The following is a 25,007-nucleotide window of genomic DNA, read 5'->3' on the forward strand; positions in this document are numbered from 1 at the left end:
AAGTCGAGAAGCGGCCAGCGCCGTGCCTGGGTTTCTCGACTGCGCTCGAAACGAACGGATGTTTGCAGATACCGGACCCCCATGACCGACGCACCTGACTACAAGTCCACCGTTTTCCTGCCGCAAACCGACTTTCCGATGAAGGCGGGGCTGGCCCAGAAGGAACCGGCCATCGCGGCGCAGTGGGAGGCGATGGACCTCTATGGCAAGCTGCGCGAAAAGCGCGCCGGGCGCGAACGCTTCATCCTGCATGACGGCCCGCCCTACGCCAATGGTGACATCCATATGGGCCATGCGATGAACAAGGTGTTGAAGGACATCATCGTTCGATCGCAATCCTTGCTGGGCAAGGATGCGCCCTATGTGCCCGGATGGGATTGCCACGGCCTGCCGATCGAATGGAAGATCGAGGAAGAATATCGCAAGAAGAAGCTGAACAAGGACGAGGTGCCCGCCGCTGAGTTCCGCGCCCAGTGCCGCGCCTATGCCGACCGCTGGGTGGGCGTGCAGAAAGAGCAGTTCAAGCGGCTGGGCGTGATGGGCGATTGGGCCGATCCGTATCTGACGATGAAGTTCGACGCCGAAGCGACGATCGTCGGCGAATTGCTCAAGTTCGCCGAAAGCGGGCAGTTGTACCGCGGGGCCAAGCCGGTGATGTGGTCGCCGGTGGAAAAGACCGCGCTGGCTGAAGCCGAGGTCGAATATGAGGATGTGACGTCGACCCAGATCGACGTAGCGTTCGAGATCGTGGAAGCGCCGAACGCGCCGGAGCTGGTCGGCGCGTTTGCGGTGATCTGGACGACGACCCCCTGGACGATCCCGGTGAACCAGGCGATCGCTTATGGGGAGGAGATTGAGTATTTCTTGGTTACTGACGAGCAGCGGCGCTATTTGATCGCAGGGCTGTTGTTCACGGCTTTTGCCACTAGGTTCGAGGCCGTCAATTCAGACTTGAAATTATGGCAGGTGACGGATGATAGCGGAGAACCGATTGTATTTCGGGGCGCCGATCTCGCCGGAGCCATCGCGCGCCACCCGATGGCCAAATCCCTCCGTCATCCCGGCGAAAGCCGGGATCCCGCTTCTTTTTCCGGCGGTGTCGAAGGCAGCGGGACCCCGGATCAAGTCCGGGGTGACGATAAGACGCAATTGGGCTTCTTCGATCGCCCCCGGCCCTTCCTGCCGGCCGACCACGTCACCACCGACGCGGGCACCGGCCTCGTCCATATGGCCCCCGACCATGGCGAGGAGGATTTCATCGCCTGCAAGAAGCTGGGCATCGACCCGGTCTTCGCGGTCAACGACGCAGGCTTCTATCGCGACGATTGGGATTGGTTGCCTGGGCAGGGCAGCGTCATCAACACCAAGTTCAATGGCGTGGACGGCCCGATCTGCACCGATCTGCGCGCTGCCGGCGCGCTGCTGAGCGCCAGCGACTTCCGCCACAGCTATCCCCATAGCTGGCGGTCGAAGGCGCGGATCATCTATCGTTGCACCCCGCAATGGTTCATCCCGATGGATAAGCCCCAGAACGGTGCGTTTGCCGACGTGGACGGCGGCGTCATGCCTACGCCGGTCGCCTCCAACTGCGCGACGCTGCGCGAAATCGCGCTCGATGCGATCGAGCAGACCCGCTGGGTGCCCGAGCGATCGACCAATCGCATCCGGTCCATGGTGGAAGGCCGCCCCGACTGGGTCATCAGCCGCCAGCGCGCCTGGGGCGTGCCGATCGCCCTCTATGTCCATCGCAAGAGCGGCCAATATCTGGTCGATCCTGCGGTCAATGCCCGCATCATTGAGGCGTTCAAGGGCGCAGGCGCGGATGCCTGGTTCGGCGCGGATCATCAGGCGCTGCTCGGCCCGGATTACGACCTTAATGACTATGAGGTCGTAAACGACATTCTCGACGTGTGGTTCGACAGCGGTTCGACCCATAGTTTCGTGATCGAGGCGCGCTATGGCGAGGGCGTTCGCGCCAATCTCTATGTCGAAGGGTCCGACCAGCATCGCGGCTGGTTCCAGTCCTCCTTGCTGGAAGCAAGCGGCACGCGCGGTCGCGCGCCTTATGACGCCGTACTGACCCACGGCTTCGCGCTCGACGGTACGGGCAAGAAAATGTCCAAATCACTGGGCAATGTTGTCGATCCGCTCAAGATCATGGGCGAAAGCGGCGCGGATATCCTGCGCGTTTGGGTCGCCAGCACCGACTATTTCGATGACGTGCGGATCGGCAAGGAAGTGCTGGCCGGATCGTCCGATGCCTATCGCAAGCTGCGCAATACCTTCCGTTACATGTTGGGCGCGCTGTCCGACTATGACGACACGACGGAAGCGGTCAGCTATGCGCAGATGCCGGAACTGGAGCGCTATATGCTCCATCGGCTCGCGACACTGGACGCGGAACTGCGCGGCGTGGTGGACCTGGGCGCGAAGAGCGAAAATTGGCTGGAGTTCAGCCGCTATACCCGTGCGATCTTCGATTTCGCCAATAGCGACCTGTCGGCCTTCTTCTTCGATATCCGCAAGGATTGCCTCTATTGCGATGCCAAGAGCGATCCCAAGCGGCGCGCCTATCGGACACTGCTCGATACGCTGTTCCATGCGCTGGTGCGCTATGTCGCGCCGATCATCCCCTTTACCGCCGAAGAAGTGTGGCAGAGCCGTTTCCAAAATCCGGCGGAAAGCGTCCATTTCCTGGAATGGCCGGAGATCGACCATCGCTGGATCGACACGGATCTGGACGACAAGTGGACCGAGCTGCGCAACCAGCGCGAGCAGGTCAACGAAGCGATCGAACCGTTGCGGCGGGAAAAGATCATACGGTCCAGCCTGGACGCCGACGTCACCATGGGTGAATTGCTGCCGGTGGGCGATGTCGATTTCGCCGAAGTGGCGATTGTCGCGCGGGTAACCATGGGCGAGGGCGACGGAATCGTCGTGACGCCCAGCGAATGGCATAAATGTGGCCGCTGCTGGCGCAAGCTGCCGGAGGTGACGGAGGATGGGCTGTTGTGCGACCGCTGTGACGAGGTGCTGAAGGCATGAGCGTCAAGCCAGGTATCAATCACCGCCCGCTGGGCTTGACCGTCGCGATCGTGACGTTGGCGCTCGACCAACTGATCAAATATAGCGTGACCTATCCGCTGGCGCTCAAAAGCCGGGCGGACGGGATCGATATCCTGCCGATCTTCCGCCTGCGCTGGCTGGAGAATAGGGGCGTGTCTATGGGCTTCTTCCATGCCGACACCGATGTTGCCCGCTGGGCGCTGGTGGGGATGACGATGCTGATCGCCGGGTTCGTCGCGGTGTGGATGTGGCGTGAAAAGGCGCGACAGGATGTGACCGCGCTGGGCCTGGTGCTGGGCGGGGCGATCGGCAATATCGTGGATCGGATGCGGCTGGGCTATGTGGTCGATTATGCCGACCTGCATTTCGGTGAATGGCGGCCTTTCCTGATTTTCAACCTGGCGGATGCCGCGATCACCATCGGCGTGCTGATCCTGCTTGCGCGGGCGTTGCTGCTGCGCGACAAGGGCGCAAATACGGAGACTTTGAAGTAATGCGTAAACTGATCCTCGCCGTCGGCCTTGTGTCCACCCTGTCCGCCTGCGGCGGCGGCGGCGGGCTGATGAACCGCCAGCGTCCCGACGAATTCGCCGTTTCGCGTCAGGCGCCGCTGGTCATCCCGCCCGACTTCGCGCTGGTGCCCCCGGCGCCGGGCACGCCTGCTGCGGCTTCGGCCGATTCGAGCAAGGCGGCGATGGACGCGATGTTCGGCGGCCCTGCGGCGCGCAGCGCGGGCGAAGGCGCCACGCTGAACGCAGCCGGTCGTGCCAATGCGGCTGCGGGCATCCGCTCGTCGGTCGGCGATCCAGGCACCGAGGTCGTGGACAAGGGCGCGACGACTCGCGATATCATCGCTGCGCCGGAAGGCGACGGCCAGGACGCGCGCGCCGCGACGCCGCAGCCCTGACAGATCGGGCGGCGCGGATGATCGCGCCGTCATGGAGCAGGGGATGAAGCGAATCGTCCCCTGTTTTTTATTCGAGTTATCCGCGTTGGTTGCAGTTATTTCGCCGGGCGATAGCTGATCTGCGCCTTGCCGATTGCGCGGACGGGCAGATGCAGTCCCCGACCATAGGCGCGAATTTCCCCGGTTTCATAGCGGTCGGCATGGGCGCGAATCAGAAAGTCGCCCTCGCGCTTTTCCGCGATGGCATTGCCGATCTTGCCTTTCAGCTTATCGATGTCCTTGGCAAAATTCTGCGTCAGGGCGGATGCTATCAGTTCCGAAAAGCCCGGACTTTGGCCGATCGCTAGCAGCATGTCGCCGCCGATCCCATCCGTACTGCCGGTGATCTCCGGATCGGTGAAGGCGACCGTGGCAGAATTGGGTGCGTTCGTCGGCCGCGCTGCCAGCCAGATGCGGCCATGCGTTTCGCCTATGCCCCCCACTGGCGGCTTCGCTACGACATTGATGCCCACTGCGACCCGGCCACCGGTGGCGCCGTAGCAACTGACGCGATCAAATCGCACCATGACCGGTCCGATGCCCGGCAGATCGAAGGGGCGCGTGGACCGCTTGGTCAGGGCGCGCTGGATCACCGGTTGCAGTTCGCGATATTGCGCCGTGACTGGGATGAAGAAGGACAGGCGGCTACCCGGCTGCGATCGATCGAGCGGGGGCAGGGGCGATGGTGACGGATCGGCCGGACGATCGCCGACGAAGGTCTCGGTCGTCGCCTCCATGCCCAGGTCCAGCCGCAGCGTCTGTCCGCGCATGCTATAGCCGTTGTAAAAGATTTTCGCCGGGGTGATCCGCATCCAAACAGGCGGATTGCGCTGGTTCACGTTGAGCGTGACGAAAGCCTGCCGCCACAGGCGTTCCGCTTCGCCGCGCAGGTTCATCTTGGCCAGCTCGCGCGGCAGGTCGCGTTCCAGCCGCCGGACGATGGGCTGGAGCTTTTCATCCGCCTTTTCCGTAAAGCGGATGCGCTGGCCCAGGAAATCGATGCCGGGCGGATCGGTCCAATCATAATGCAGGCGCACGGTGCCATGGGGTTGCCAGTCGGACGCGACATCGATCGCGATGCGCGCCTGGACCATGGCCGATCCCGTGGCGGTTTCGCCCTTCAACACGCCGCCCACGTCGCGCGCCGCAATCTGGGCATGGATCGGGAGGGTTGCGATGATGTCCTTGCCTTCGCCCCGCAACGTCACCGCGCCGCGCGTCACGATGCCGACGATGGTGCAGCCGATGGGTGGCGTGACCTTTACCGTCTCACCGAAGATGCGAACCTTCTGGGGCGCTATGCAGCGCGGCGAATGTTGATTGATGGTCCATAGCGTGCGCGGGATCGCCTGGTCGATCGCCGCGCGCAGGGCTGCGGCGTCCGCGTCGATCGGGACGGCGATCACCGATCGTTCGCGTGGCGTGGGCACGGGATCGCTGGCGCGCGGTGGGGCCGTATCGGCCGGTTTCTGATGGCAGGCGGCGCAAAGCAGGGATAGCGTGATAAGCGGCCAGTGACGGATCGAACGGCGTACCGATTCCGATGCCTGCGTTCGCCCCCTCACATACCCCTCCATTCTGGTCCGAGCCGACACGCATCTTATCGCATGTTCGGCCCGGTCAGCTTAGGACGCGAAGCGAGGCATTTGGTTCCTACCGGGGGTCAGGCCCGGGCTTCAGCGCCCACGCTATTGTGGCGCAGCGCGGTCAAGACCGTATCGACGATCGCGTCGGCATCCAGACGGGCGTCGGCATATTGTTTTTCCGGCTTGTCCTGATCCTGGAAGATGTCGGGCAGGCGCATGGTGCGCAGTTTCAGGCCATTGTCGATGAGGCCGAGGTCGCTGGCGAGGGTCAGGACGTGCGCGCCCAGTCCGCCGATCGCGCCTTCCTCGATCGTGACGGCGACTTCATGGGTGGTCAGCAGCTTGCGGATCAGCGCCTCGTCAAGCGGTTTGGCGAAGCGCAGGTCGGCGACGGTGGTGGACAGCCCCTTGGCCTCCAGCGCTTCGGCGGCCTTGAGCGCTTCCTCCAGCCGCGTGCCGAGCGAGAGAATGGCGACCTGCCGCCCTTCGCGCACGATGCGGCCCTTGCCGATGTCCAGCCGTTCGGGGATCGCAGGCATAGCGACGCCGGTGCCGTTGCCACGTGGGTAACGCAGCGCGATCGGGCCATTGTCATGCACGGCGGCGGTGTGGACCATATGGACCAGTTCGGCCTCATCGGCTGCCGCCATCACCACCATGTTGGGCAAGGTGGCGAGATAGGTGACGTCGAAACTGCCTGCATGGGTCGATCCATCCGCCCCGACCAGGCCAGCGCGATCGATGGCGAAGCGGACCGGCAGATTCTGGATCGCCACGTCATGCACGACCTGATCATAGGCGCGTTGCAGGAAGGTCGAGTAGATGGCGCAGAAGGGACGCATGCCTTCGGCGGCGAGGCCCGCGGCGAAGGTGACGGCATGTTGTTCGGCGATGCCCACGTCGAAGATGCGGTCGGGAAAGACCTGCTGGAATTTGTCCAGCCCGGTGCCGGACGGCATGGCCGCGGTGATGGCGCAGACGGTCGGGTCGCGCTGCGCTTCGGCGATCAGCGCCTGGGCGAATACATTGGTGTAGCTTGGTGGGCCGGGGGGCGCCTTGGCCTGTGCGCCGGTGACGATGTCGAATTTCTGGACGCCATGATATTTATCGGCGGCCGCTTCGGCCGGGGCGTATCCCTTGCCTTTTTGTGTGACGACATGGACCAGGCACGGACCTTCGGCGGCGTCGCGCACATTTTCCAGCACCGGGATCAACTGGTCCAGATTATGGCCGTCGACCGGGCCGACATAGTAGAAGCCCAATTCTTCGAACAACGTGCCACCCATCGCCATGCCGCGTGCGAACTCGTCCGTCTTGCGCGCGGCATTGTGGAGCGGGCGGGGCAGTTTGCGAGCGAGCCGCTTGGCAAGGTCGCGCAGGCCCAGAAACTCGCGGCTCGATACCAGGCGGGCGAGATAGGCGGACAGGCCACCGACCGGCGGGGCGATCGACATGTCATTGTCGTTCAGGATCACGACCAGGCGATTGCCCGCCGCGCGGGCGTTGTTCATTGCCTCATAGGCCATGCCCGCCGACATCGCGCCATCGCCGATCACCGCGATGCCCTTGCCGGGGCGATCCTGCATCTTGTTGGCGACCGCGAAGCCCAGGGCGGCGCTGATCGAAGTGGAGCTATGTGCTGCGCCGAAGGGGTCGAATTCGGATTCGCTGCGCTTGGTGAAGCCGGACAGGCCGCCGCCCATGCGCAGGGTGCGGATACGGTCGCGGCGACCAGTCAATATCTTGTGCGGATAGCATTGATGGCCGACGTCCCAGACCAATTTATCGTTGGGCGTATCGAACACATAATGGATCGCGGTGGTCAGTTCGACCACGCCCAGGCCCGATCCCAGATGGCCGCCGGTCACGCCGACGGCGGAAATGACTTCCTGCCGCAGTTCGTCGGCGACCTGGCGCAGATCTTCAGGCTTGAGCGCGCGCAAGTCCGAAGGCCAGACGACCTGGTCGAGGAGCGGGGTTTGCGGACGATCATTCATGTAAAATATAAACTCCGAGAGGCCGCCAGGCCGTTCGCTGCGCCAGTAGCGCGCATCATCAGGCGGCGCATTTCGCGCAGGTGCCCAAAATTTCGATCACCGGCCGTTCGGGATGAAATCCTTCCTGCACCGCGACGGCGCGCACGTCGTTCGTCACCTTGTCGTCATCGACATGGGTGGCCTGCTTGCAGGTGCGGCATACCAGAAAGATGCAGTCATGGTGGCAGCCGGGATGGGCATTGGCGATATAAGCGTTGGCGCTTTCGACCCGCATGGCGATGTTGTTCGTCACGAACAGGTCGAGGATGCGATAGACGCTGTTGGGCGCGACCCGCTTGCCGCGCGCCTTCGACACGGTATCGGCGATGTCATAGGCGGAGGCGGGGCGTTCTTCGGCCGCCAGCGCATCGAAAATGGCGGCGCGCATCGGCGTCCATTGTTCGTTCTGCGCCTCCAGCGTGGTGCGTGCGGCGTCGGCCAGCTTTACGCCGGTCGGCTCCTGATGATGATGGTGGTCATGGTCGGCCATGTCGTTCAATCTAGGCTTGCAAGGGGTAAGGGGCAAGGGCGCGCTGTTAACGCTGCCCAAAGGTCCAGGCCGCCCACAGCCAGCCCGCGATCATCAGCGTGCCACCGACCGGCGTCACCGCGCCCAGCCATTTGGGACCGCCCAGCGCCATGACATAGAGGGAGATGGCGAAGATCGCCGCGCCGACCAGCATCAGCACGGCCGCCCCGCGGGCGACGCCCATGATCGCGATCGCCGCGACGGCATGGATCAATTGATAGACGCCGCCGGTGCGCAGCCATTCCGCCGCCTTGGGATTGGCGACGCCGTGCGCCCCGAACGCGCCCGCGCCGATGGCAAGTGCGGCTGACAGGCAGGCCAATAATGCGATCATGCCTCTTCTCCATCCCCGCGGCTGAGCAGTCGCATGGACTTGCCCGGTCGATACATCAAGTCCTTGGCCGCGAGCAGCGTGCCCTGTTCGGTCTGGAGGGCAAGGCGCTGCGTATCATTGTCGCGATATTGGCGCTCGACTTCCTCGACCTCGTCATCGGGTACGCCCAGCGACTGCATCGCCTGCACGCCCATGCAGATGGCCAATTCATAGACTTCGCGCACTACGCCGGCCAGGTCCATATCCTGCAATTCCAGCAATTGCCGCCGGTCGAAGACGCGGACCATCAGGGCCGCCTGCGGGAAGGCGTGGGCGATCGGTTGCAGCGCGCGCGAATCGAGCGAAGGATCGTCGATGCAGAAGGCGATGAGGCGCGCGTCGTCGGCCCCGGCACGCTGGAGCAGGTCCATGCGGGTGCCATCGCCATAATAGACCTTCATGTCGAACTGGCTCGACACCTCGATCTGCGATGGCTTCTTGTCGATCAGGGTGACGGCGAAGCCATGGCCCATCAGCATCTGTGCGACCGTCTGGCCGAAGCGGCCATAGCCCACGATGATGGCGGAGCCGCGCGGCGCGTCTTCCGGGCCGGGCAGGTCTCCCTGATCCTTTGGCTTGGCAAATTCGAAGCGGCGGGCAAACAGCATCAGGAAAGGCGTCGTCGCCATCGAAAAGGTGACGATGGCGCTGAACAGGCTGGCGGCTTCCGGCGCGATCAGCAGGGCGTTTTGCGCCTGGGCGAAGAGGACGAAGCCGAACTCGCCGCCTTGGGACAGCAGCAGGCCTGCGCCGATCGCCTGTTGCCAGGCCATGCCGAACAGGCGGGCAAGGCCGGTGATGATCGCCGCCTTGGTCGCGACCAGGATCAGCGCCATGGACAGGACGAACAGCGGGTTGGCTGCGACGGCGTGCAGGTCCAGCACCATGCCGACGGCCAGGAAGAAGAGGCCGAGCAGGATCGATCGGAAAGGTTCGACGTCCGCCTCTATTTCATGCCGGTAGGGCGAATCAGCGAGCATCACGCCTGCGACGAAAGCGCCGAGCGCGGTCGACAGATGCAGGCTGTGCATCAAGGCGGCGGCGGCGATGACGGTGAAGAGGCCGACGGTCACGAACAATTCGCGCTCGCCAAGCCGCCCGACCAGTTGCAGCAGCGGGCGCAGGATGAAGCGACCCGCCAGCACGAGGCCCGCAATGGCCGCGACGGTATAGGCCGCCATCATCCATCCGGGCGGTCCTGCCGCGTCCGCCGGATTGCGGGATAGAGCCGCGACGATGGTGATAAGCGGGACGATCGAGAGATCCTGGAACAGCAGGATCGAAAAGACCTTTTCGCCGAAGGGCGAGTTGATGCGCCCGCTGGATTTGAGGCCCGGCAGCACCTGCGCGGTGGAGGACAGCGCGAGCGGTAAGCCGAGTGCGATCGCCGCGCCCCAGGTAAAGCCGGTGGAATAGAAGATGATCGCGGTCAGGATGCTGCCGCACAGCACCACCTGCGCCAGGCCGAGCGCGAAGATGTCGCGTTTCAGTCGCCAAAGGCGGGCAGGATGCAGTTCGAGGCCGACGAGGAAAAGCAGCAGGACGATGCCGATTTCGGCAATAGCGAGCTTCGATTCGCCACCGCCGACCAGGCCCAGCCCCTGCGGCCCGACCAGCGCGCCCGCCACGAGATAGCCCAGTACGGCACCGAGGCCGAAGCGACGGAAGAGGATGACGAACAGCACTGCTGCGCCCAGCAGGATCACGCCTTCGCTAAGCAGCATGTCGGTGGCGCTGACGGGCACCGGCGGAACGGAGGAAGCGGGCACGGAGGAGGATGGTACTGGCATCAGGCGTCGGCTTGTCTGGCGGCTTCGGCGATCGCTTCGAAGCCCAGGCGGATGGACGCGTGGCGAGCAGGATAGTCGCGGGCCGGGGCCAGTATGGCGAGGCCCGGCCAGAAATCGAGATCGTCGCTGTCGCCTGCCAGATAGGCGGCGAGTTTGTCGCGGGCGTCAGCGAGTTCGTCGGCAGTAAGGCCGATCGCATGGCCCGCCATCAGTGCGGCCGACGCCTGGCCCAGCGCGCAGGCCTTGACGTCCAGCCCCATGTCCAGGAGGCGGCCGTCCGCCATTCTGACATCCGCTGCCACGCGCGATCCGCAGACGGGTGAGCGCTTTTCCACGCTGGCATGCGCGTCTGGCAGGCGGGCGTGGTGCGGGATGCTGGCGGCGAGCCGCAGGATGTCATTGTTATACAGGGGGGCGTTCATGGCGATCCATGTAGGACAGGATCGGCGCGGGGTGAAGGCGGCGAATGGTCCAGCAAGGAAAATAGAAGGCAACAGATTGGGTAAGGCCCACGAAGCGCAGGAAGAGGCATTATCCGTTCCCCGGGCGCAAGCCGGGGTCCAGTGCCACGGTTTGAACTGGCCCCGGCCTGCGCCGGGGAACAGACAGTTGGTTGGGCCACGCATATTGCGATCAGCTATTAGCCGTCCGACCATTGTTTCCATTGGCACCACGCCCTATCGCCCGATCCATGAAGATACTGGTCGATGCCGATGCCTGCCCCGTGAAGGAGGAGATCTACAGGGTCGCCTGGCGGCATGAAATCCCCGTGACGATCGTGAGCAACAGCCCGATCCGCATTCCCGCCCATCCGCTGCTCGACCGGGTGGTGGTGAGCGACGGGTTCGATGCGGCGGACGACTGGATTGCCGAGCGGGCGGATGCGGCGTCTATCTGCATCACGACCGACATCTTGCTGGCCGATCGCTGCCTGAAGGCGGGGGCTGTGGTGATCGCGCCGAATGGCAAGCCCTTTACGCTGAGTTCCATCGGCGCGGCGGTGGCGACGCGGGCGATCATGGCGGACCTGCGGGCGGGCGCGGTGGGCGATCCGATCGGCGGGCCGCCGCCTTTCGGCAAGGTTGACCGCTCGCGCTTTCTCCAGGCGCTGGACGAAGCTATCGTCCGCATGAAGCGGGGGCGATGATGGCGGACAACGACGCCATTTGGGACGCGATCGTCCTGGGCGCGGGGGCGGCGGGGATGATGTGCGCCAGCGTTGCGGGGCAGCGCGGCAAGCGCGTGCTGCTGGTCGATCATGCCGATGCGGTGGGCAAGAAAATCCTGATTTCCGGTGGCGGGCGGTGCAATTTCACCAATATCCATACTGCCGCCGATCGCTATCTGTCGGCCAATCCGCATTTCGCCAAGTCGGCGCTGGGGCGATATACGGCGGCGGACTTCATCGGACTGGTCGATCGCCATGGCATCGCCTGGCATGAAAAGACGCTGGGGCAGCTGTTCTGCGACGGGTCGGCCAAGCAGATCGTCGCGATGTTGGCGGAGGAATGCGCCACGGGCGGCGTGACGATGGCGCTGGCACAGGCGGTGGCGAATGTCGAGCATGGCGATGGCCTGTATCGGATGACGATCGGTGGGGCGGTGCATCGAGCGCCTGCGCTGGTGCTAGCGACAGGCGGGCCATCGATCCCCAAAATGGGGGCGACCGGGTTCGCCTATGATGTGGCACGGCATTTCGGGCTGTCGATCGTGCAGCCGCGCCCGGCGCTGGTACCCTTTACGCTGGGGCCGGAAGAGGCGCTGTTTCAGTCGCTTGCCGGGGTTTCCGCCGATGTCGAGGTGCGGTGGAACAAGGTGCGGTTTCGCGAAGCGGCGCTGTTTACGCATCGTGGGCTGTCCGGCCCGGCGATGTTGCAGATTTCCTCCTACTGGCAACATCGCACGTCGATCCAGGTCGATTTCCTGCCGGACAGGGACGGCGACTGGTTGCTCGCGGAAAAGCGGGATCGGCCCCGCACCAGCCTGCGCAAAGTAGTGGGGCAGGCGTTGACCGAGCGACTGGCCGATACGCTGCTGGAGCGGATCGGCGTGCAGGGGGAAATGGGCAATCTGTCCGACAAGGTCTTGCGGCAGGTGGCCGCGCGGCTGGGCGACTGGCCCTTCGCGCCGTCGGGGACGGAGGGCTATGCCAAGGCCGAAGTGACGGTGGGCGGAATCGCGACGGCTGGGCTTTCGTCGCGGACGATGGAGGCGGCCAAGGTGCCGGGACTTTATGCCATTGGCGAGGCCGTGGATGTCACCGGCTGGCTGGGTGGCTATAATTTCCAATGGGCCTGGGCCAGCGGCTGGGCGGCGGGGCAGGCGGTTTAGTCTGGATCGTGTTCCCGTGCTTTTGGCGGTGGGCTACCGCCCGGTCATCGCCCTTGCGTTGGCAAGGAACGTCCGGCCGATGCGGATTTCGCCGCCGTCGGCCAGCGCGGCGAACCACACGCCGCTGCCGTCGTGGCGTAGGCGGGCGATATGGTCGCGGCGGACGATGTGGCTGCGATGCAGGCGGACGAATTGCTGGGGGTCGAGCCGTTCCTCCAGGCTGCTGATGGTCTGGTGCAGCAAATAGCTGTGGGCGCTGACATGCAGGCGCATATAGTCGCGCTCGGCCTCGATCCGGTCGATCTGGTCGGTGGCGATGCGGATCAGTTCGGAACGATGCGGCACCCAAAATTCTTCGGCCCATTCCGGGGCGGGCGCGCTGGTGACGGCAGGCGCGTCGCCGGGCGTTAGGTTGCGCAGTGCCACTTCCACCCGGTCGATCGCGCGGGTCAGCCGATCATGGGCGACGGGTTTGAGCATATAGTCGACGGCGGCAAGATCGAACGCCTCGACCGCGAACCCCTCGAACGCGGTCACGAAGATCACGGCGGGGCGGATGCCCATGCGACCCACGGCGCGGGCGACGCCGATGCCGTCGAGCAGGGGCATAGCGATGTCGAGCATGACGAGGTCGGGCTTCAACCCTTCGATCAGGCGCAGCGCGGCTTCGCCGTCCGTGGCGGTGCCGACAAGGGCGATGCGCGGTTCGCGGGCGCAAAGCATCTGGAGGCGTTCGACGGCCAGCGGTTCGTCATCGACGATCATGGTGCGGATGGATGGCGTGGACATGGACGTCAGCAACCCCGGCGAATGATGGGTAGAGTGAGGAGGACGGAGAAGCCGTGCCCTTCGCGCGGACCATAGACGATCCGGCCCTGATCCCCAAAACGCGCGGTCAGCCGATCGCGGACATTGGCCAGGCCGATGCCGCTGCCGCCGTCGGACTGGCCGGGCGGATTGTCGCCATCGTCGGTGACGGCGATGTGCATCAATTCGCCATCCTCCCGCGCAGTAATGCGGATTTCCACCGGGCTGGACGTGCGTGAGACGCCATATTTGATCGCGTTTTCGACCAGCGGCTGGAGGATGAGGCCGGGGACGCAGGCGCTCATCAGTGCGGGCGGGATGTCGATTACCGTGTCGAGCCGGTCGGGGAAGCGGACACCTTCGATATCCAGATAGAGTTTCTGGAGATGCACTTCCTCCTCCAGCGGCACATCGTCCAACGGATCGCCGGTCAGGCTGGTGCGGTAGAAGTTGGAGAGCGACATGATCATCTGCTCCGCTTCGTCCGGGCGGTTGCGCATGACCAGGGTGGAGAGCGAGTTTAGCGTGTTGAACAGGAAATGCGGGTTCACCTGATAGCGCAGGGATCGCAGTTCGGCCTGCTGGGCGGCGCGTTCCAGACGATCGGCGCGGCGTTCGGTGCGGTGGGCCTCGCTGGCATAGGACAGAGCGAGGTAGAGACCCGCCCAGGCGGCGAGGAAGAAGTAGCGGCTGATCGCATCTTCTACGATCTGAACGAGGACATAGCCTTGCTCCGCCATCTCCTTATGCGTTTCTGAGTTGGGGAAGATGTTCACCGGGTCATAGACGTTGAAGATATAATAGTTGGCCGCCGCCATCGCGAGCGCGAAGGGGGCGGCAAGGGAAAAGGCGGCGAGGATACGTACGGCCAGCGGCTTGCCATCGACACGGCGCAAGGTGAGATAGAGGATCCACGTCACGATGATGCCGATCACCGCGACGACCATGCGCCGCGCGGCCAGCTCCCATTGCGCCTCAAAGCCGATCACGGCGGCGCGCAGGGTGACGATGACGGTGTAGAAGAACCAGAAGCCAAGGATGGAATAGAGCGCGATCGATGGCGCCACGCCGCGATCGCCGTCTTCGGGAAGATTGGTCATCATGGCCTTATAGGCCTTGGCCCTGGAAAAGTCTGCCATGGGCCTGGTTGCTGGTCGAACGGCGAAGACGTTTGTCGAACGGCGCCATGGGAACCGCGCCGCCGCGCTGTCCGTTGATCATGGCAGACACAGGAGAGACATAATGACGGACAATAAGACCGACATGCGCCCCAACAGCCGCGAAGAAGCGGGCGACGCCCGTGAAAGCGATGCGCAGGACCATGTCTTGCATCATGACGAGAAGCGGGACGAAAGCCTGAAGGATTCAATGGATGCGTCCGATCCGCCGTCGCACAGCAAGCCGGGCGATCATGGCGATCCGGTGCCGTCTTCGGGTTTCAAGCAGGGCTGAGGATCGACAGCGGCGTCAATTGGGATATGATAGGCTGGCGGCGGGTCAACGACATCTGCCGCCACTGGAGTTTAGGAGACAAAAGTCCATGCCGACATCCGCCACCCCCGCCATCGAGCGTATCGCCCGCGTCCTTGCCGGTCGGCAGATCAGCCTGAATGGTGGTGGGAACGACCCCCATGCTGCAGGGGCAGTGGATGCGGCCTGGCCCGATCATGTCGATGACGCCTATGCCATTCTCCACACGCTGCGCGAACCCGATGCGCAAATGGCGCAGGCGGGTGATGTCGGAGTATGGCGCGCGATGATCGGTGCGGTACTGGAGCGTCGCGTCGGCGCCTGATCGCGCATTGGCGGTCGCGCCAAAACATGGCATTGCGGACGCACCGATGCTCAAGATCAAGATCCAGATTTATTGCGGCGATCAGATCGCCATGGGGCCAGGCAAGGCCGACCTGCTCGACATGATCGACAGGGAAGGTTCGATTTCGGCGGCCGGGCGCAAGCTGGGCATGAGCTATCGCCGATGCTGGCTGTTAGTGGACGCGATGAACCGATGCTGGGCGCAGCCATTGGTGGCGACGTCCAGCGAAGGCGCGACATTGACGCCGATGGGCGTTGCCATATTGCGGGATTATCGGGCGTTGCAGCGGGCGACGGGGGGGCGGGTGACGCCGCCTGGCCTATGCTAGACCAGCATTTGCGAGCAGCGCCATTGGCGTCGCAGGACGGGCAATCCTAATATTTCGGTAAGCAGAATGAGGCATGAAGGGCGCGCGGAGGCTTTTCATGTACGACATATATTTTCGTCACGACATCAACCTGCTCGACATTGCATGGCATGGTTTGTTCAGCAGCGACGGGGTGGCCGCCTATGCTCGCGAGGTGAAGGGGCGGTTCGTGCGCGAAGGCTTTTCGGCCGGTTACCTGCTTCGCATGGATATGAGCAAGAGCGCGGTGCAGCCGCAGGAGGCAGTGGCAGCGTTCCGCGATCATCTGGGCGAAGGCATGTTTCCGCGGGCGTCGCGCATCGCGATCGTGACATCCAGCGCCATCGCCAAAATGCAGGTCCAGCGCGAGATGACGCAGCCTTATCTGCGCGTTTTTGCCGAGCCGGATGATGCGCTGGCTTGGCTGACGAACTCGGAAACCGTGCCCGCCTGATCGTCCGTGAGACAGCGATCGAGACAGTTGTTTGACGTTTTCGATGCTGTATCCGAATATATATAGCGAATCCTTTCCCGAGCGGTTATCGGTCCGGCCCATCAGGGTTGGGGGCGATTATGACGATGGGTGTGAAGTGGGCGGCGGCGGTTCTGATGGGATCGACCGCATGGGTCGGTCAGGTGGCGCGGGCGGCGGAAGCGGACGCCGGGGACAGCGCGATCGTCGTGACGGCGCGGTTGCGCGAGGAAGACCCGCAGCAGGTGCCCGCCGCGCTCACCATCGTCAGCGGCGAAGAACTGACGCGAACCTATACCGTCAATGTCAACCAGTTGAGCCAACTGGTGCCAGCGCTCAACTATTCGTCGGCCAACCCGCGCAACACCGCCTTCACCATTCGCGGCCTGGGGTCGAGCGTGGTGGCGGTGAGCCAGGCCAATGACGGGCTGGAGCCGGGCGTCGGCTTTTATGTCGATGGCGTCTATCATGCCCGCCCGGCGACAGCGGCGTTCGACTTCACCGATATCGAACGGGTGGAAGTGCTGCGCGGGCCGCAGGGGACGTTGTTCGGCAAGAACACCACGGCGGGCGCGATCAACATCACGACCCGCAAGCCCAGCTTCGATTGGGGTGGGGAGGGCGAAATTTCCTATGGCAGCCGCGATTTTCTGCAGGCAAAGGCGGCGGTGACCGGGCCGATCGCAGGCGATGTGCTGGCGTTTCGCCTGTCGGGATCGGTGACGCGGCAGGACGGCTATATCCGCAACATCGCGCGGGACGAGAGGCAGAATGAAATCCATAATGACGCGATCCGGGGGCAATTGCTGTTCCAGCCATCGTCCGATTTTTCGCTGCGGCTGATCGGCGACTGGTCGAATTTCAAGAATAATTGCTGCGCGCAGGTGCATGTGCGGGTCGCGCCGACGCTGAAGCCCGTCGCCCAGCAATATGCGGCGCTGGCGGCCAATGCGCCGGGTGGTCCCTATGCGCCGCCCAGCACCAATCCCTATGACCGGGTGACGGACAATGACGCGCCGCTGGGCGTCGATACCAATGAAGGCGGAGTGTCGGGCATCGCGGAATGGAAACTGGGCGGGGTGACGCTGACCTCGATCAGCGCCTGGCGTTTCTGGAATTGGGATGCAGCCAATGACCGCGACTATACAGGGCTGCATATCCAGACGACCCAGCATATCCCGTCGCGGCAGGACCAGTTCAGCCAGGAGTTCCGCATCGGGTCCAACACGCCCGGTCCGATAGACTATGTCGCGGGCCTCTATTATTTCCACCAGAAGATCGTCGGCCATCCGATCAGCATCTATGGGCCGTTGGCGAGTTACTGGCTATTGCCCGGACGTCCCGCCGGTCTGCTGGATGGCTATCAGACCAATGGGTGGACCGATTTCCGCACCGAAAGCTATGGCGTTTTCGGCGAAGTGACCTGGCGGCCAGTGCCGCGAGTGGCCGTGACCGGGGGCATCAGATATACTTATGAGGAGAAGGACGGGGTCTATGACGTCACCGCCTTTGGCGGGCAGACCATAGGCCTTACGCCTGCGCTGATCAGCGACAAGAATTCCATCCTGCGCAGCCAGTCCTACCGCGCGCATCTGGGCGATGGCAGCGCGTCGGGGCGCGTGAACATTGCCTATGACCTGACCGATGGGGTGATGGCCTATGCCAGTTTCGCGCGGGGGCAGAAGTCGGGCGGGATCAATATGTCAGGTCTGCCCGTCTATCCCGCAGGTGTGCCGGGCCATGCATCGGGCGATCCGATCCTGAGCACGGTGACGGTGCGGCCAGAGAAGAACAGCACGTGGGAAGGCGGGTTCAAGACGCGGTTGTTGGACGATGCGCTGACGTTCAACATCGACGCCTATTATACCCGCGTCACCGATTTCCAGGCCAATGTCGTGGACAGCGCGGCGGTGATCGCGCTGCGCAGCTATCTGGCTAATATTCCCAAGGTGACGGTGAAGGGTATCGAGTTCGACGCAGCGGCGCGAATCGGCACGCGGCTGACGCTGCGGGCGGCGGGCGCCTATGCCGACGGGGTCTATAGTCGTTATCCCAACGGGCCATGCCCGATCGAACGGACCGGCACCGGGACGGCGGCGTGCGACCTGTCGGGGCAGGGGCTGCCGGGACTGCCGAAATGGACCGGGTCGGCGGGCGGCGAATATCGGTTGCCTGCACCTGTCGCGGGCCGAGATGGCGAATTTATCCTGCGTGCGGACGCGGTGACGCGGACCAAGATTTTCGGCGATGCCACCGGGTCGGCCTATACTATGATCAAGGGCTATACGCTGGTGAACGGCAGCGTCGGTTATCGTACGGGTCGATGGGAAGTGGCGGTGTTCGCGCGCAACCTGTTCGACAAGGATTATATGCAGAATATGACCGTGCAGGCGGGCAATAGCGGGTTGATCGTCGGCACGCCGAGCGATCCGCGCACGATCGGCGTGACGTTGCGCACGCAGTTGGGCGGATGAGGCGGGGCGGGCCGGTAACGGCCTGCCGCAGTCATCAAAATTTCATGTTGCGCTGCAAAAAGAAATCTGGTCCCTTGTTAACAGCGGTGGAACAGGCGCTTAAGCCTTCAGTAACCATAGAGGGCGCATGTTTCATCCTACGACTTCAAGTCGGAGGGCATGAACATGGGTACGAGTGCAAGACCTGCTGACGGGGCTGTTACCTTGTCGGAACTGCGTGAATTCGCGAGCTTCCCGTCTGCCACGCAACGCTATATCCGCCGATCGCTGGATATCGGACTGCATCGCCGCGATGCGATGAAGCTATGGTCCCGCGATATGGTGGAGGAAGCCTCCATCCGCGCGCAGGCGCGCATCTATGGGCGGCTGGACGATATCAAGGCGCGCGTACCCGATGACAGCGGGCTGGAACAGGTGGAACCGTTCATGGCGCCGCTGGTGACGGTATCGGCGTTCGACCTGGGCCAGGATCGGCTCGGCAGTTTCTCTTCCTATCGGTTCCTTTACGAGCGCCTGCTGGGCGCGGGATCGCGGCCCTGGTTGCCGGGGGCGTTCTGCGCCGCCGCCAGCCTGCCGCATCTGCATCCCGAAAAGCGGCGCGCCCTGCTCCAGTCGATCAGCGAGGCGGCGGCGACCGCCGTGGGCTGGTCTAATCGCGAGCCGACTTTCTACCCCGAATGGGTGGAAAAGGTGGATCTGTCCAAGGCGAACTGAGCAAGGAGGTTCGTCTTGATCGAAGGGCCGCGCGACGTGGGGGCGTTGCGCGGCCCTTTTCCATGATTGCAGGGACGGGTAAATGATCACGACGATGATGATGATGGTCGCGCTGGCGGAGGCGAGCGACATCGGCGTAGCCGCCCCGCAACGGCGCGTGCTGCTCGACGCGCTGCGGCCGACCATCGAGCGCGATCTGGGGCAGAGGGTCAAGTTCGTGGTGCACAGGCTAAGGGCGCAAGGGCGATGGGCCTTCGCCCATGTCGTGCCGCAGACGCCCGCGCGCGGGGCGATCGATTTTCGCCGCACGCGCCATGCGGACCGCGTCGAGGCGGGGATATTCGACGGGCCGGACGTCTATGCGCTGCTGGAGCAGCGGGACGGGCGCTGGACCGTGCGGGATTTCGTCGTCGGGCCGACCGATGTCACCTATCTGGCCTGGCCTGACGAGTTCGGCGCACCGGCGGGACTGTTCGAGCCTCAGCTGTAAAATTCGCTCTCGATCTTCGACAGGGTTTCGAGGCCGTCGCCGATATGGCGGCGCATCGCGGCTTCGGCGCCGTCCGCGTCGCCCGCCAGGATCAGGCGCAGCATCTCGCGATGGTCGGCATTGGCGGTGCGCAGCCGGTCTTCGTCATAGAAACTTTCGAACAACAGGCGATGGATCGGGACGTTCAGGCGTTTGAGCAATTCGGCGATCACGCTGTTGCCTGACCCCTGCACGATCAGCCGATGCCATTCGAGATTGAGTTTGCCGAATTGATCCGGCGCACGATCGGTCACGCATTTGTCGAGTTGGTCCTGGACGGCGCAAATCTGCCGTTTATCCTCTTCCGACGCGTGGCGGGCGAAATCGCCCGCGCAAATCCCTTCGAGCGCGATGCGTGCGCGATAGATTTGCGCGACTTCGTCCAGGCCGGTGCTTTTGACAGACGCGCCGCGAAATTCCTCGATCTGGACCAGGCCTTCGCCCTCCAGCCGTTGCAGCGCTTCGCGGACCTTCGATCGACTGGCGCCGGTCTGGCGGATGATGTCGACTTCGACCAGTCGCTGACCCGGCACGAAGCGCCCGGTGCGGATACGATCGCGGACCCAGTCGGCGATTTCTATGCCGGTCGGCACCTTTTTTCCCATGTCTTCAGCCATATTCTCAGCATCCATTTCCATGACAATATTGTCAACAATATTGTGAGCGAGTTTTCATTTGCATCTGCGCGATCGATCGCTGATGAAATTGTCAACAATGAGGGAGAGGATGATGCGGGCGGCGCGATCGATCGCGATGCTGGCGGCTGTGGCGGTCGCCATGCCGGGTTTGGCGAAGGACTATGCCGATGTGCAGCGCAGTTCGGTCTATGTGCCGGTGCGCGATGGCACAAAGCTGGCCGTCAACCTGTATCGCCCGGCCGTGGGCGACAAAGTCGCGACCGACAAGCTGCCGGTGATCTTCGTCTTCACCCCCTATCGCGCGCGTTTCCGGGACAAGGACGGCAAGGTCAACGAAGTCGCGCTGACCGATCGCCTGGCGCTGCGGTCGCTGATCAAGGCAGGTTATGTCGTCGCGGTGGCGGATATTCGCGGCAAGGGCGCGTCCTTCGGCAGCCGCCATGGCTTTCAGGACCGGACCGAGGCGCGCGATGGCTATGATCTGGTCGAATGGCTGGCGCGTCAGCCCTTTTCGACGGGAAAGGTCGGCATGATGGGCTGTTCCTATCTGGGCGGGACCACCTTCCATACGGCTACTACTGCGCCGCCGTCGCTCAAGGCGGTGTTCGTCGGGGCGTCCGACCTCGACAAATATGCCTTCGTGCGGCGCGGCGGGATTACCGCGCAGTTCAACACCCGGCCCGACGAGCCGCTGAGCGACGATCTGGCGAGCGTGCCGGTCGATGGCGACAGGGATGGCGCGCAGTTGAAGGCAGCAGTGGCGCAACATGCGAAGAACACGCCGATGGCGGCGCTCTGGTACGGGATGCCCTATCGCGACAGCGTGTCGCCGCTGACCGGCAACGCCTTTTGGGAAGAGGTTGGCGTCTATCGCTATCTCGACGCGATCCGGCGTGCGGGCATCGCCACCTATTTCTGGAGCAATTGGCAGGATGAGCCGACCGCCCAGTCGATCCTGAGCGCGGCGAACATGCCGGGATCGAAATTCCTGGCCGGGCCAGGCAGCCATTGCGTGCCGCCGCCGGGCTTCGATTTTACCGGCGAAGTGGTCCGCTATTTCGACCATTATCTCAAAGGCGCCGACAACGGGATCGAGAAGGAACCGCGCGCGACCTATTGGGTCGAGGGGTTGGACGGCAAGGGCGGCTATGTCCGGTCGAACGCGCTGCCGGGCGAAGGCGCCAAGCCGATGCGCTGGTTCCTGGACGGCGGGCGCAGCGGGACGGCGCGGTCGGTGAATGACGGGATGCTGGGCGCGGCGGCGGGCAAGGCGGGCAAGGACGCATTCACCGTGCGCTACGACCTGCCGCCTGCGGACTATTTCGCCTTTTGGGCCAAGCCGATGGACGACAAGGGGCTGAGCTATACCAGCGCGCCGCTGACCAAAGCCACCAAGCTGATCGGCTATCCGGTCGTGCGGGTGCGCGTGTCGGCGGACAAGCCGGACGCCAATATCTTCGCCTATCTCGATCAGGTGGCGGCGGATGGCACGAGCGAGGTGGTCGCCTTCGGTCGGCTGGCGCTGTCGCATCGCAAGGAGGGCAAGGCGCCCTATGCGACGATGGGCCTGCCCTTCCATTCGGGCAACCGCGCCGATGTTGCGCCGCTGCCGGTGGGGCAGGCGGCGGACCTGGCGATCGACCTGACGCCGGTGTCGCGCATCGTGCCAGCGGGCGCGCGGCTGCGCGTGACGATCGCCGGGGCCGATCCGCGTCAGCGCAACCTCAAGGATATCGAACAGAAACCCGCGCCGGTCATCACGGTGCAGCGGGGCGGAACGGCGGCGTCATGGGTCGAATTGCCCGTCGCCGAGTGAATGTCTGAGCAATGATAATGGCCGCACAACGCGGCGAGGGAGGATGGCATGAACAGCAAGAGTAAAGGTGGGATCGGCCTGCGGGCCGCGTTGCATATCGGCTGCGGCATGATGGCGATCGCGCTGCCAGGCGTGGCCAATGCGCAGGAGGATGTCAGTGCCGCCGACATCGTCGTCACCGGCAGCCGCGTGCGCGGCGAAGCGCCGGTAGGCTCCACCGTCACGACGCTGGGCCGGGCGGAGATGGAAGCATCGAGCGCGGTCACGGTCGACCGCATGATCAAGGAAATTCCGCAGGTCTTCGACCTTGGCGTTTCGGAAAATTCGCGCGGCCAGTCGGGCGGCAGCGGCAACATCACTTATGGCAACTCCGTCAATCTGCGCGGCATCGGCCCCTATGCGACGCTGGTGATCATCGACGGGCATCGGGTGACGAACAACAGTCGGTCGATCGATCCGTCGGTCCTGCCGTCGCTGGGTGTCGAGCGGGTTGAGGTGGTGGCCGATGGCGCATCCGCCATTTACGGGTCGGATGCGGTGGCGGGCGTCGTCAACCTGATCCCGCGCCGGTCGCTGGACGGGGGCGAAGTGTTCGCCCGGTCGGGCATCGCGTCGCGCGGCGACTTTCACGAAACGACGCTGGGCGCGGCGATCGGCAAGGTGTTCGATCGCGGGCAGATCATGGTCGCCTATGAACATGTCGAACGATCGAACCTGAGCGGCGACGACCGGTCCTTTTTCACCAGCGACCAGCGTGCGTCGGGCGGCGGCGATTACCGCATTCCCCGCTGCGCGCCGGGCAATATCAACGCCAACGGCACGACCTATGCCATTCCGGCAGGCGGGTTGACGCAGGCGAATGCGGGGTCGCTGGTGGCGGGGACGCTCAACCGGTGCGACGAACTGGCGAACCAGGATCTGATGCCGGAGCAGAATTATGACTCGGTCAACAGCACCGGCCGGTTCGAATTTAACGACTGGCTCAGCGTCTTTTACGACGGCTTCTATTCGAAGCGGAATTTCTATCGCGAGTCGGCTTATTCCAACGCGCGGCTGACGGTGCCGCAGACCAACGCTTTCTTCGTGCGACCAGCGGGCTTTACCGGCACCAGCTATACGCTGGACTATAATTTCCGCGACGACCTGCCGACCAACGACAGCTACGGGTCTGCCGAAAGCTGGCAGATCACGCCGGGCATCCGCGCCAAATTGCCGCATGATTGGGAGGCCGAAGCGCTGTTCGGCTATGGCAAGACCAATGATTTTTCCGGTTCTTACTACGGCGTCAACAATGCGGCGCTGAATGCCGCGCTGGCCAGCAGCAATCCGGCGACGGCCTTCGACCCCTATGGGCTGGGCCGCACCAGCGACGCGGTCTTGTCCACGATCGCCAACCAGATTTTCCTGGCCCCTACCAATGGTCGCCTGAAAACCTATGAAGCGCGGCTCAACGGTCCGCTCTTCACCCTGCCGGGCGGCGCGGTGAAGCTGGCGGCCGGGTATGAGCGGCAGGATTTCACCGTCGCCTTGGGGTCTGCACGCGGCGGGCCGACCACGCCGATCACTTTCCGCCATTTCGGCCGCAAGGTGGATTCGGTCTATGGCGAACTCTACATCCCGATATTCGGCGCGGACAATGCGATGCCGGGGTTCGAGCGGCTGGAACTGAACGCGGCGGTGCGCCACGACAAATATAGCGATGTCGGCACCACCACCAATCCCAAGTTCGGCATCAACTGGCAACCGGTGCGCTGGGCCAAGCTGCGCGCCAGTTACGGCACATCCTTCCGCGCGCCGACGATCCCGGAAATCTACGGCAATTCCAATAACATCTTCGGCCAGAGCTATCAGAATCCGGCGGGCGGCGCGCCGCTTCAGGGCTATGCGCTGTCCGGTCCCAATCTGGACCTGAAGCCCGAAACGGCGTCCACCTGGTCGGTCGGCGCGGACTTCGATCCGCTGCCCAACCTGCATTTCGGCATCACCTATTGGGACGTCAAATATGAAAATCAGGTGCTGGCCAACCTGTCGAACCTGACCATATTGGGCAATGAAGGGGAATATGCCGGCACCGGTATCATCCTGCGCGGAGCGGCGGCGGCGGCGCGGGTGCAGGAATTGCTGGCGCAGGGCGTCGCGCTGGCGGGCGGTTCCTTCCCCGGTGGCGATCCGGCCAATGTCACGCTGTTCGTGGATGGGCGCAGCCAGAATCTGGGCGTGTCGGTGACGCGCGGCATCGATTTTACCGGCACATGGAATGCGCGGCTGGGTGCGAGCGATGCGCTGACGGTGAATGTATCGGGCACCTACCTCACCAAATATAATGTCGCGGTGACGCCTGCCGCGCCGCTGGTCGACCGGCGCAACGTCATCTTCAATCCGTTGAAGTTCAAGGCGCGGGCCAGCGTCACATGGGACCATGGGCCGTTCAGCGCGCGGGTGCTGGCGACCCATGTCGGGGGCTATCGCAACAATCTGTCCAACCCGGTGCAGTCGGTCAAAAGCTATACGCCCATCGATCTGACGCTGAACTGGAAGATCGGCGACCAGCAGGCCAGCGGCTTCTTCGACAAGGGGCTGGTGCTGGGGCTGGAGGTGCGAAACCTGTTCGATGTCGCGCCGCCCTATGTCAATCTGGCGCCCAACGGCAATGGCGGCGGCGGTTATGACGCGACGGCGAGCGACCCGATCGGGCGGCTCTTCGCGGTCAGTGTCCGCAAGTCCTTCTGAATCGGAGC

The 25,007-nt window shown here is 63.8% G+C and carries 23 protein-coding genes; 14 read left to right on the plus strand and 9 right to left on the minus strand.

What is annotated here, in order from left to right; genetic code table 11:
- Positions 1 to 81 precede the first annotated feature (81 nt).
- Genes ileS through U5A89_RS09170 form a run of 3 tightly spaced genes read left to right on the plus strand, consistent with a single transcriptional unit; the run spans position 82 to position 3,973 of the window.
- Positions 82 to 3,045, plus strand: a complete 2,964-nt coding sequence (gene ileS / locus U5A89_RS09160; RefSeq protein WP_338160849.1) for an isoleucine--tRNA ligase — start codon at positions 82 to 84, stop codon at positions 3,043 to 3,045.
- Positions 3,042 to 3,560, plus strand: coding sequence for a signal peptidase II (gene lspA / locus U5A89_RS09165; protein WP_338160850.1), 519 nt, complete (start codon positions 3,042 to 3,044; stop codon positions 3,558 to 3,560). The genes ileS and lspA overlap by 4 nt, the downstream gene beginning before the upstream one ends.
- Entirely contained in the window at positions 3,560 to 3,973 is a 414-nt protein-coding gene (locus U5A89_RS09170; protein ID WP_338160851.1) for a DUF3035 domain-containing protein, read from the plus strand. Before lspA ends, U5A89_RS09170 begins: the two co-directional genes overlap by 1 nt.
- Positions 3,974 to 4,068: 95 nt before the next feature.
- Here the strand turns inward: U5A89_RS09170 and U5A89_RS09175 are convergent, their stop codons facing one another.
- The 6 genes from U5A89_RS09175 to U5A89_RS09200 all read right to left on the minus strand — a co-directional run bounded on the left by U5A89_RS09175 (position 4,069) and on the right by U5A89_RS09200 (position 10,748).
- Complete coding sequence (locus U5A89_RS09175) at positions 4,069 to 5,577, minus strand: DUF4403 family protein (RefSeq protein WP_338160852.1); 1,509 nt, start codon at positions 5,575 to 5,577, stop codon at positions 4,069 to 4,071.
- Positions 5,578 to 5,675: 98 nt separating this feature from the next.
- Complete coding sequence (gene dxs, locus U5A89_RS09180; protein ID WP_338160853.1) at positions 5,676 to 7,595, minus strand: 1-deoxy-D-xylulose-5-phosphate synthase; 1,920 nt, start codon at positions 7,593 to 7,595, stop codon at positions 5,676 to 5,678.
- A 58-nt stretch (positions 7,596 to 7,653) separates the two neighbouring features.
- Entirely contained in the window at positions 7,654 to 8,124 is a 471-nt protein-coding gene (locus U5A89_RS09185) for a Fur family transcriptional regulator (RefSeq protein WP_338160854.1), read from the minus strand.
- Between the two features lie 46 nt (positions 8,125 to 8,170).
- On the minus strand, positions 8,171 to 8,497 hold the full coding sequence (locus U5A89_RS09190) for a DUF423 domain-containing protein (protein WP_338160855.1): 327 nt from the start codon (positions 8,495 to 8,497) through the stop codon (positions 8,171 to 8,173).
- Positions 8,494 to 10,326 (minus strand): cation:proton antiporter domain-containing protein, encoded by a 1,833-nt coding sequence (locus U5A89_RS09195; RefSeq protein ID WP_338160856.1) that lies wholly within the window; start codon positions 10,324 to 10,326, stop codon positions 8,494 to 8,496. Before U5A89_RS09195 ends, U5A89_RS09190 begins: the two co-directional genes overlap by 4 nt.
- Positions 10,326 to 10,748 carry an iron-sulfur cluster assembly scaffold protein gene (locus U5A89_RS09200; protein WP_338160857.1) on the minus strand — a complete coding sequence of 141 codons (423 nt, stop codon included), beginning with the start codon at positions 10,746 to 10,748 and terminating at the stop codon, positions 10,326 to 10,328. Before U5A89_RS09200 ends, U5A89_RS09195 begins: the two co-directional genes overlap by 1 nt.
- 269 nt (positions 10,749 to 11,017) lie before the next feature.
- Between U5A89_RS09200 and U5A89_RS09205 the strand changes: the two genes are divergently transcribed.
- Both U5A89_RS09205 and U5A89_RS09210 read left to right on the plus strand, forming a co-directional pair.
- Positions 11,018 to 11,473 (plus strand): YaiI/YqxD family protein, encoded by a 456-nt coding sequence (locus U5A89_RS09205; RefSeq protein ID WP_338160858.1) that lies wholly within the window; start codon positions 11,018 to 11,020, stop codon positions 11,471 to 11,473.
- Positions 11,470 to 12,657 (plus strand): BaiN/RdsA family NAD(P)/FAD-dependent oxidoreductase, encoded by a 1,188-nt coding sequence (locus tag U5A89_RS09210; protein WP_338160859.1) that lies wholly within the window; start codon positions 11,470 to 11,472, stop codon positions 12,655 to 12,657. The genes U5A89_RS09205 and U5A89_RS09210 overlap by 4 nt, the downstream gene beginning before the upstream one ends.
- A 33-nt stretch (positions 12,658 to 12,690) precedes the next feature.
- On the opposite strand, the gene U5A89_RS09215 is transcribed toward U5A89_RS09210, so the two are convergent.
- A complete protein-coding gene (locus tag U5A89_RS09215) occupies positions 12,691 to 13,446 on the minus strand; it encodes a LytR/AlgR family response regulator transcription factor (protein WP_338160860.1) in 756 nt (251 codons plus the stop codon).
- 5 nt (positions 13,447 to 13,451) lie between these two features.
- Positions 13,452 to 14,564, minus strand: coding sequence for a sensor histidine kinase (locus U5A89_RS09220; protein ID WP_338162995.1), 1,113 nt, complete (start codon positions 14,562 to 14,564; stop codon positions 13,452 to 13,454).
- 142 nt (positions 14,565 to 14,706) lie between these two features.
- On the opposite strand from U5A89_RS09220, the gene U5A89_RS09225 reads away from it, so the two are divergent.
- The 7 genes from U5A89_RS09225 to U5A89_RS09255 all read left to right on the plus strand — a co-directional run bounded on the left by U5A89_RS09225 (position 14,707) and on the right by U5A89_RS09255 (position 19,776).
- A complete protein-coding gene (locus U5A89_RS09225; protein WP_338160861.1) occupies positions 14,707 to 14,916 on the plus strand; it encodes a hypothetical protein in 210 nt (69 codons plus the stop codon).
- Positions 14,917 to 15,004: 88 nt separating this feature from the next.
- The gene (locus U5A89_RS09230; RefSeq protein ID WP_338160862.1) at positions 15,005 to 15,259 is read left to right on the plus strand and encodes a hypothetical protein; all 255 of its coding nucleotides are present in this window, start codon (positions 15,005 to 15,007) and stop codon (positions 15,257 to 15,259) included.
- Positions 15,260 to 15,305: 46 nt separating this feature from the next.
- Positions 15,306 to 15,608: a winged helix-turn-helix domain-containing protein gene (locus U5A89_RS09235; RefSeq protein WP_338160863.1), complete on the plus strand. Its 303-nt coding sequence runs from the start codon at positions 15,306 to 15,308 to the stop codon at positions 15,606 to 15,608.
- A 97-nt stretch (positions 15,609 to 15,705) separates the two neighbouring features.
- The gene (locus tag U5A89_RS09240) at positions 15,706 to 16,080 is read left to right on the plus strand and encodes an STAS/SEC14 domain-containing protein (RefSeq protein WP_338160864.1); all 375 of its coding nucleotides are present in this window, start codon (positions 15,706 to 15,708) and stop codon (positions 16,078 to 16,080) included.
- A 119-nt stretch (positions 16,081 to 16,199) separates the two neighbouring features.
- Positions 16,200 to 18,572, plus strand: a complete 2,373-nt coding sequence (locus U5A89_RS09245) for a TonB-dependent receptor (protein ID WP_338160865.1) — start codon at positions 16,200 to 16,202, stop codon at positions 18,570 to 18,572.
- Positions 18,573 to 18,737: 165 nt separating this feature from the next.
- Positions 18,738 to 19,286 carry a hypothetical protein gene (locus tag U5A89_RS09250; protein WP_338160866.1) on the plus strand — a complete coding sequence of 183 codons (549 nt, stop codon included), beginning with the start codon at positions 18,738 to 18,740 and terminating at the stop codon, positions 19,284 to 19,286.
- 82 nt (positions 19,287 to 19,368) lie between these two features.
- Positions 19,369 to 19,776, plus strand: coding sequence for a hypothetical protein (locus U5A89_RS09255; protein ID WP_338160867.1), 408 nt, complete (start codon positions 19,369 to 19,371; stop codon positions 19,774 to 19,776).
- Here the strand turns inward: U5A89_RS09255 and U5A89_RS09260 are convergent.
- On the minus strand, positions 19,767 to 20,432 hold the full coding sequence (locus tag U5A89_RS09260; RefSeq protein ID WP_338160868.1) for a GntR family transcriptional regulator: 666 nt from the start codon (positions 20,430 to 20,432) through the stop codon (positions 19,767 to 19,769). The two genes, U5A89_RS09255 and U5A89_RS09260, sit on opposite strands and share 10 nt — an antisense overlap.
- Before the next feature lie 109 nt (positions 20,433 to 20,541).
- Between U5A89_RS09260 and U5A89_RS09265 the strand changes: the two genes are divergently transcribed.
- Together U5A89_RS09265 and U5A89_RS09270 are read left to right on the plus strand one after the other, a co-directional pair.
- A complete protein-coding gene (locus tag U5A89_RS09265) occupies positions 20,542 to 22,269 on the plus strand; it encodes a CocE/NonD family hydrolase (RefSeq protein ID WP_338160869.1) in 1,728 nt (575 codons plus the stop codon).
- Positions 22,270 to 22,317: 48 nt separating this feature from the next.
- The gene (locus U5A89_RS09270; protein ID WP_338160870.1) at positions 22,318 to 24,999 is read left to right on the plus strand and encodes a TonB-dependent receptor domain-containing protein; all 2,682 of its coding nucleotides are present in this window, start codon (positions 22,318 to 22,320) and stop codon (positions 24,997 to 24,999) included.
- The last annotated feature ends 8 nt before the right edge of the window (positions 25,000 to 25,007 follow it).

This window comes from Sphingobium sp. HWE2-09 (genome assembly GCF_035989265.1).
In the GTDB taxonomy this organism is placed as follows: Bacteria; Pseudomonadota; Alphaproteobacteria; order Sphingomonadales; family Sphingomonadaceae; genus Sphingobium.